The organism is Kitasatospora sp. NPDC056800 (assembly GCF_042789775.1).
In the GTDB taxonomy this organism is placed as follows: Bacteria; Actinomycetota; Actinomycetes; order Streptomycetales; family Streptomycetaceae; genus Kitasatospora.
In genome coordinates this window covers 1-7335 of record NZ_JBHUAL010000311.1, presented here as the reverse complement: position 1 = coordinate 7335, position 7335 = coordinate 1, and the positions used below count along the sequence as shown (strand labels likewise).

The 7335-nt window shown below is 72.0% G+C and carries 5 protein-coding genes and 1 other RNA gene; all 6 read left to right on the top strand.

The genetic code is table 11. The features are described from left to right. Nucleotides 1-86 precede the first annotated feature (86 nt). On the top strand, nucleotides 87-1223 hold the full coding sequence (locus ACFRQN_RS38965) for a S41 family peptidase (RefSeq protein WP_375874780.1): 1137 nt from the start codon (nucleotides 87-89) through the stop codon (nucleotides 1221-1223). 44 nt (nucleotides 1224-1267) lie between these two features. After that, nucleotides 1268-1744 carry an SsrA-binding protein SmpB gene (gene smpB / locus ACFRQN_RS38960; RefSeq protein WP_049653438.1) on the top strand — a complete coding sequence of 159 codons (477 nt, stop codon included), beginning with the start codon at nucleotides 1268-1270 and terminating at the stop codon, nucleotides 1742-1744. A gap of 86 nt (nucleotides 1745-1830) precedes the next feature. Beyond that, nucleotides 1831-2212, top strand: a transfer-messenger RNA (tmRNA) gene (gene ssrA / locus ACFRQN_RS38955). A 150-nt stretch (nucleotides 2213-2362) separates the two neighbouring features. Next, entirely contained in the window at nucleotides 2363-4666 is a 2304-nt protein-coding gene (locus ACFRQN_RS38950) for a HelD family protein (RefSeq protein WP_380745343.1), read from the top strand. A 361-nt stretch (nucleotides 4667-5027) separates the two neighbouring features. Beyond that, complete coding sequence (locus ACFRQN_RS38945; protein ID WP_049653443.1) at nucleotides 5028-6500, top strand: NAD-dependent malic enzyme; 1473 nt, start codon at nucleotides 5028-5030, stop codon at nucleotides 6498-6500. A gap of 508 nt (nucleotides 6501-7008) precedes the next feature. Further along, the gene (locus ACFRQN_RS38940) at nucleotides 7009-7293 is read left to right on the top strand and encodes an HU family DNA-binding protein (RefSeq protein WP_030242980.1); all 285 of its coding nucleotides are present in this window, start codon (nucleotides 7009-7011) and stop codon (nucleotides 7291-7293) included. The last annotated feature ends 42 nt before the right edge of the window (nucleotides 7294-7335 follow it).

The window sequence follows — 7335 nt, the reverse complement described above, 5'->3', positions numbered from 1 at the left end:
CGGCACTGCGCCGTCCGGGGCCGTCGGCGTTCCGGGGCCCGTCGTTCTGGTTCGTCCCGCTCGGAGCGGTGTCTACACTCCGGTCCATGCTGCAAACTCCGCGCAGGGCCCGCCAGGTGGCCGCGCTCAGCCTGGTGTTCGGCGCCGTGCTGCTGGCCGGCGCGGCCACCGGCGCCTGGGGCGACCCGGGCGGGCCGCCGCACAGCCCGTCCGCCGACACCGCCCGGGCCACCGGCGGGCTCCCGGCGGACCCGGCCGGCGCCGCCCTGTCCGAGCAGCAGGCCGAGCACCTGCTGGCGGCCGGCGGCGACCGCTGGGGCGCGTACTACAGCGCCCAGGAGTACGCGGAGTTCAGCCAGGGCCTGGACGGCCGGTACCCGGGCGTCGGCCTCTCGGTCGGCCGCGGCCAGGACGGCGTCACCGAGGTCTCCCAGGTCGCGCCCGGCGGCCCGGCCGCCGCGGCCGGGATCGCCCCCGGCGACCGGCTCGTACGGATCGGCCGGGACCAGGCCGACCACCTGCCGGTCACCGAGGTGGTCGCGCGGCTGCGCGGCCAGGGCGAGGAGCGCCGGGCCGGCTCCGAGGTCACCCTGGCGGTCCGGCGCGGCGAGGGGGAGGAGCGCGAACTGCGGCTGCGGCGCGTGCTGCTGGACAGCCGGCAGGTCACCGCGGAGCAGCTGGGCAAGGGCGTGCTGCGGGTGACCGTGCGCGGCTTCACCAGCGGCGTGGCCGACCAGGTGCGCGCCGCGCTGCGCGCCCCGCACGCCGGCGTGGTGCTCGATCTGCGCGGCAACTCGGGCGGGTTGGTCGACGAGGCGGCCGGCACCGCCGGGATCTTCCTGGACGGCGGAACGGTCGGCTCGTACCAGGAGCGCGGCGAGACCAGGGAGTTGACCGCCCCGCCCGGCGGCGACCAGCGCACCCCGCTGGTGCTGCTGGTGGACGGCGGCACGATGAGCGCCGCCGAACTGCTGGCCGGAGCCCTCCAGGACCGCAGCCGCGCCGTGGTGGTGGGCTCGCGGACCTTCGGCAAGGGCACCGTCCAGCAGCCCAGCCGGCTCGCCGACGGCGCCGTGCTGGAGCTGACCGTCGGCCGCTACTACACCCCGGCGGGCCGCTCCCCGGACGGCACCGGCCTCACCCCCGACGTCCCGGCCGGCTCGGGCGAGGAGGCCGACGAGCTCGCCCTGCGGGTCCTCTCGGGGCTGGGCACCCGCGCCTAAAGCAGCTGCCCGATCCGGCCTCGAAGTGCGAGAATGGCCGCGTTATGGCAAAGGAAACCGGACAGAAGCTGATCGCGCAGAACAAGAAGGCGCGACACGAGTACACGATCCTCGACACCTACGAGTGCGGCCTCGTCCTCACCGGAACCGAGGTCAAGTCGCTGCGCGAGGGGCGGGCCAACCTGGTCGACGGCTACGCGTACATCCAGAACCACGAGGCGTGGATCGACAACGTCTTCATCCCCGAGTACACCCAGGGGACGTGGACCAACCACGCGGCCCGGCGCAAGCGCAAGCTGCTGCTGCACAGGATGGAGATCCACAAGATCGAGAGCAAGGTCCGCGACGCGGGCCACACCCTGGTCCCGCTCTCGCTGTACTTCAAGGACGGCCGGGTGAAGCTCGAACTGGCGCTCGCGGTCGGCAAGAAGCTCTACGACAAGCGCCAGACGCTGCGCGAGAAGCAGGACACCCGCGAGACGGCCCGTGCGGTGGCGGCGGCCCGCCGACGCCAGGGTTAATCCGCTGGACCCTCGCCCGTCGCCTCGCGTACTATGGCGCAAGCAACACGGACGATGACCGTCCGAGCTGTTTCTCAACAAAACATGGGGATGATCGGTTTCGACAGGGGATGTTGAAACAGGGGAAGCGAGCCGAGGAACGCGGCAATGATCTCGTTAACCACGTGTCGCAAAAAAATAATCGCCAACTCTAAGCGCGATTCCCAGCAGTTCGCTCTCGCTGCCTAATAAGCACCGATAGCGCTTGGGTGTCAGACCGGGGAGTTCCCGACCCGGACCCTGGCATAATCTAGGGAACTCAACCGTCCGCCCGGGCTGCGAGGGCGGATGGGAAATCAAACAGCAGCTGGGCCTGTTGGCGGCTTGTCCGTGTGACCGCCAGGGCCGAGAAAATCACAGCGGACTGCGCTCGGAGAAGCCCTGAATTAACTCCACTGGACCCGGGTTCGATTCCCGGCATCTCCACCACCCCATGTTGACACGAAGGCCGTCCTCCGCTCCGCGGAGGGCGGCCTTCGATTTTTGTACGTTCCGGAGCAGCGCGGCCGGGGGGTCGCGGCGTAGGATCATCCGTCCGCTCGTTTTCCGGAGCCGGATTCCGCCGCTACCACCGAGGCCATGCAGAGCAACACGCCCACCACCCCCGCCACCGACCACGAGACCGTCCGCGCACGCGAGATCGCCGGTGAGCAGCAGCACCTCGACACCGTCTACCACCGGTTGGAGGAGAAGCTCGCCGAGGCCGAGTACATCCTGGAGGACGCCGCCAAGCGGGTCCAGGTCGGCACCCCCGGCGCGCTCGCCGAACGCGACGCCCAGGTCTACCGGGCCGGCGCCCACCTCCAGCGTCTGAACAACGAGTTCGAGGACTTCCTGTTCGGCCGGATCGACCTCCAGCGGGCCGACGCCCCGGAGGAGCACGGCATCCCGTCGAACACCCCGCTCGACCCGGCCGACCCGGCCGTCGCCGAGACCCTCCACATCGGCCGACTGGGCGTGCTGGACGCCGAGTACGGCCCACTGGTGATCGACTGGCGCGCGCCCGCCGCCGCCCCCTTCTACCGCGCCACCCCGGTCGAACCGGGCCGGGTGATCCGCCGCCGGGTGATCCGCTCCAAGGGCCGCAAGGTGATCGGCGTCGAGGACGACCTGCTGCGCCCCGACCTCACCCCGACCCTGGACGGCGAGGAGCTGGCGGTGGTCGGCGACGGCGCGCTGATGGCCTCGCTGGGCCGCGCCCGCAGCCACTCGATGCGCGACATCGTCTCCTCCATCCAGAAGGAGCAGGACGAGGTGATCCGCGCCGCCGCCGCGGGCGCCACCCTGGTCACCGGCGGCCCCGGCACCGGCAAGACCGCCGTCGCCCTGCACCGCGCCGCCTACCTGCTCTACCAGGACCGCCGCCGCTACGCCGGGGGCATCCTGGTGGTCTCGCCGACCGCGCTGCTGGTCTCGTACACCGAGGGCGTGCTGCCCGCGCTGGGCGAGGAGGGCCAGGTCGCCATCCGGGCGGTCGGCTCGCTGGTGGACGGCATCGAGGCGGACACCTACGACACGCCCGAGGCGGCCCGGGTCAAGGGCTCGGCCCGGATGGTCCAGCTGCTGCGCCGGGCCGCCCGCGCGGCGCTGGAGCTGGGCGCGCCGCAGGAGCTCAAGGTGGTCGCCCGGGGCGAGGTGCTGAAGCTGGACGCCTCCCGGCTGAAGGCCGTGCGCGGCAACGTGGTGGGCTCCGGCGGCACCCCGCTGAACCTGCTGCGCCCGCGCGCCCGCCGGCTGCTGCTGGACGCCCTGTGGCAGCAGGCCACCAGGGACCTGCCGAAGCCCGCCGACCACTACGCCCGCGAGCAGCGCCAGGAGGAGAAGGAGTCCTTCGACGAGTACGTCTCGGACGAGGCGTCGTTCCTGGACTTCCTGGACGCCTGGTGGCCGGCGCTGACCCCGCGCCGGGTGCTCGCCACGCTGCGCCAGCACCGGCACACCAACCGGATCGCCCGCCGGGCCGTCACCCCGGACGAGGCCAGGCTGCTGGCGGCCTCCTGGCGCCACCTGTCCGGGCGGGGCGAGGGCGCGCTGTCCGCGCACGACGTCGCGCTGATCGACGAGCTCCAGGTGCTGCTCGGCGAGCCGGCCCGCCCGAAGGTCCGCGAGGTGGACGCGGTGGACCTGCTGAGCGGCCTGGACGAGGTCACCACCTTCGCCGACCGCAGCGCCCGCCAGCGCGACCGCCAGCCGGTCGAGCGCACGGAGTACGCGCACATCATCGTGGACGAGGCGCAGGACCTCACCCCGATGCAGTGGCGGATGATCGGCCGCCGGGCCCGGATGGCCACCTGGACGATCGTCGGCGACCCGGCGCAGTCCTCCTGGCCGTTCCCGCAGGAGGCCCAGGCCGCGCTGGACGAGGTGCTCTCCGGCAAGCCGCGCCGCCGCTTCATGCTGACCGTGAACTACCGCAACCCGGCCGAGATCGCCGAGGTGGCGGCCAAGGTGCTGGCGCTGGCCGCGCCGGGCACCCCGTCGCCGAGCGCGGTGCGCCACGTCGGCGTGGAGCCGCGCTTCGCGGCCACCACCGACCCCGCGCCGGAGGCCTTCGGCAAGGCCGCCCGGGCCGAGCTGGAGCGGCTGCTGGCCGAGGTGGACGGCACCGTGGCGCTCGTGGTGCCGATGGACCGCCGGGGCGAGGCGGCCGGCTGGGCCGAGGGCCTGGGCGGGCGCGTGGTGGTGCTGGGCAGCCTGGAGGCCAAGGGCCTGGAGTACGACGCGACCGTGGTGGCCGACCCGACCGGCATCGCCGGCGAGTCGGAGGCCGGCCTGCGGGTGCTGTACGTGGCGCTGACCCGCGCGACCCAGCGGCTGACCGTGCTCTCCGGTCCGGACGACCTGCCCGACGCGGCCGGCGTGCCCGCGCTGCTGCACGGCTGACGGACCCTACGGGATCCGACGGAAGAAGGCCCCTCACCGGGTGGTGAGGGGCCTTCAGACGTTTACGACACCGACCCGCCATGCTCGCCTCGCGGCAAGTGGTCCCTCGAAGGGACGAAGGTTGGGCCCGGGGGCTTGGATCGAGCCGGTGTCCCGTCCAATGTAACGCATCGGCCGGGAGAGGCAAGGAGCGAGCGGCGGGAGCCGGACGGCCATCGGGTGGGATTGTCGGGTCCGCACACTCAATGAACGTTATTTCTGGCTACCCCTTGGAAGGTGCGACGATCGACGTCTAGCATGCGCAGGCGATGCCTTCAACAAAATGTTGAGCCTGCGGGACAGACGGAAGAAGGAAGCGTCGATGGCGACGGTGCCCAGTGTCTCCAACTCGATCACGGTACGGCTGGAGGTCCCGGCCCGGGGCAACGCCGTCAGCGCGATCACCACGGCCGTGGAGTCCTCCGGCGGATCGGTGACCGGTCTCGACGTCACCGCCTCCGGGCTGGAGGCGCTGCGGATCGACGTCACGGTGGCGGCGGCCTCGGTCGCGCACGGCGAGGAGATCGTCGAGAAGCTGCGCACGATCGACGGCGTGTCGATCGGCAAGGTCTCGGACCGCACCTTCCTGATGCACCTCGGCGGCAAGATCGAGATGTCCTCCAAGCTGCCGATCCGCAACCGTGACGACCTCAGCATGATCTACACCCCGGGCGTCGCCCGGGTCTGCATGGCGATCGCGGAGAACCCCGAGGACGCCCGCCGCCTGACCATCAAGCGCAACAGCGTCGCCGTGGTCACCGACGGCTCCGCGGTGCTGGGCCTGGGCAACATCGGCCCGGAGGCCGCGCTGCCCGTCATGGAGGGCAAGGCGGCCCTGTTCAAGCGCTTCGCCGGGATCGACGCCTGGCCGATCTGCCTGGACACCCAGGACACCGACGAGATCGTCGCCATCGTCAAGGCGATCGCCCCGGGCTTCGCCGGGATCAACCTGGAGGACATCTCCGCGCCGCGCTGCTTCGAGATCGAGGCCCGGCTGCGCGAGGCCCTGGACATCCCGGTCTTCCACGACGACCAGCACGGCACCGCGATCGTGGTGCTGGCCGCCCTCACCAACGCGCTGAAGGTGGTCGGCAAGCGGATCGGCGACATCCGCGTGGTGATGTCGGGCGCCGGCGCCGCCGGCACCGCGATCCTCAAGCTGCTGATGGCGGCCGGCGTCGAGCACGCCACCGTGGCGGACGTGCACGGCGTGGTCCACCTGGGCCGCGGGGACCTCAACGAGAACCTGCGCTGGATCGCCGAGCACACCAACCGCTCGGGCCGCACCGGCAGCCTCAAGGAGGCCGTGGCGGGCGCCGACGTCTTCATCGGCGTCTCGGCCCCGAACGTCCTGGACGGCGACGACCTGGCCACCATGGCCGAGGACTCGATCGTCTTCGCGCTGGCCAACCCGGACCCGGAGGTCGACCCGGCCATCGCCCGGCAGACCGCCGCCGTGGTCGCCACCGGCCGCAGCGACTTCCCGAACCAGATCAACAACGTGTTGGTCTTCCCGGGTGTCTTCCGCGGCCTGCTGGACGCCCAGAGCCGCACCGTCAACACCGAGATGATGATCGCCGCCGCCCGGGCGCTGGCCACCACCGTGGCCGACGACGAGCTGAACGCGAACTACATCATCCCGAGCGTGTTCCACAAGGACGTGGCCAAGACCGTCGCCTCCGCGGTGCGCGAGGCGGCCCTGGCGGGGGCCCAGGAGGACCGCGCGCCGGCCCGTCCGACCCCCGGCATCGTGGGCACCCTCGACACCGCCGCGTTCCCCACCGTCAAGCTCTGACGGACGGCTCGGGCGACGTGTCGCAGATCGCTCAAATGTGCGAATAGCGGTCATACCCGCCCAGCTCGCCCCGAACCCTTGCGACACAAGGGCGAGGGGCGTGTTTGGGCTTGTCAGTCGTAGGGCGTACCGTAGCCCTGCACGGGGCAGGCGTGTCCGACAAGTACGGAACGTCCCCCTGGTCTTCCGGCGTGTCGTCCCGACCGCCGCCCGGGTCCGGTCCGCCGGAGCCGACGGAGCGTCACACCTCCGACGGGCGGGCGATGTTCGGGTGGCTCGGCCGGGGCCCGATTGGCTTTCTCGGGGCCGGTCGGGGCAGGATTCGTACCCAGGCGGGCGGGCGGGCCTTCGACGGCTCCGGCGCGCGGCATCGGGTACGGACCCGGCCTGCGACCACGCATTGCCTGCATGAGCACAGTGTGCGGACCTGCGGCCTATCCGGGTGCCCCCCGGTGGGAGCACCGATGGGCCCCCGCGCACCGCAAGCGAACAGACCACAGGAGTACACATGAACCGCAGTGAGCTGGTGGCCGCGCTGTCCGAGCGCGCCGAGGTGACCCGCAAGGACGCCGACGCCGTTCTGGCCGCCTTCGCCGAGATCGTCGGCGAGGTCGTCGCCAAGGGCGACGAGAAGGTCACCATTCCCGGTTTCCTGACCTTCGAGCGCACCCACCGCGCTGCCCGCACCGCCCGCAACCCGCAGACCGGCGAGCCGATCCAGATCGCCGCGGGTTACAGCGCCAAGGTGAGCGCCGGCTCCAAGCTGAAGGAAGCCGCCAAGGGCGCTGCCTGAGCCACCCCTTGAACGCCCGAGAGGCCGGGCTCCCCACTGGGG

Coding starts and splice junctions, on each gene's coding strand:
- smpB (WP_049653438.1), top strand. CDS start 1,268: ATGGCAAAGGAAACCGGACAGAAGCTGATCGCGCAGAACAAGAAGGCG.
- ACFRQN_RS38950 (WP_380745343.1), top strand. CDS start 2,363: ATGCAGAGCAACACGCCCACCACCCCCGCCACCGACCACGAGACCGTC.
- ACFRQN_RS38940 (WP_030242980.1), top strand. CDS start 7,009: ATGAACCGCAGTGAGCTGGTGGCCGCGCTGTCCGAGCGCGCCGAGGTG.
- ACFRQN_RS38965 (WP_375874780.1), top strand. CDS start 87: ATGCTGCAAACTCCGCGCAGGGCCCGCCAGGTGGCCGCGCTCAGCCTG.
- ACFRQN_RS38945 (WP_049653443.1), top strand. CDS start 5,028: ATGGCGACGGTGCCCAGTGTCTCCAACTCGATCACGGTACGGCTGGAG.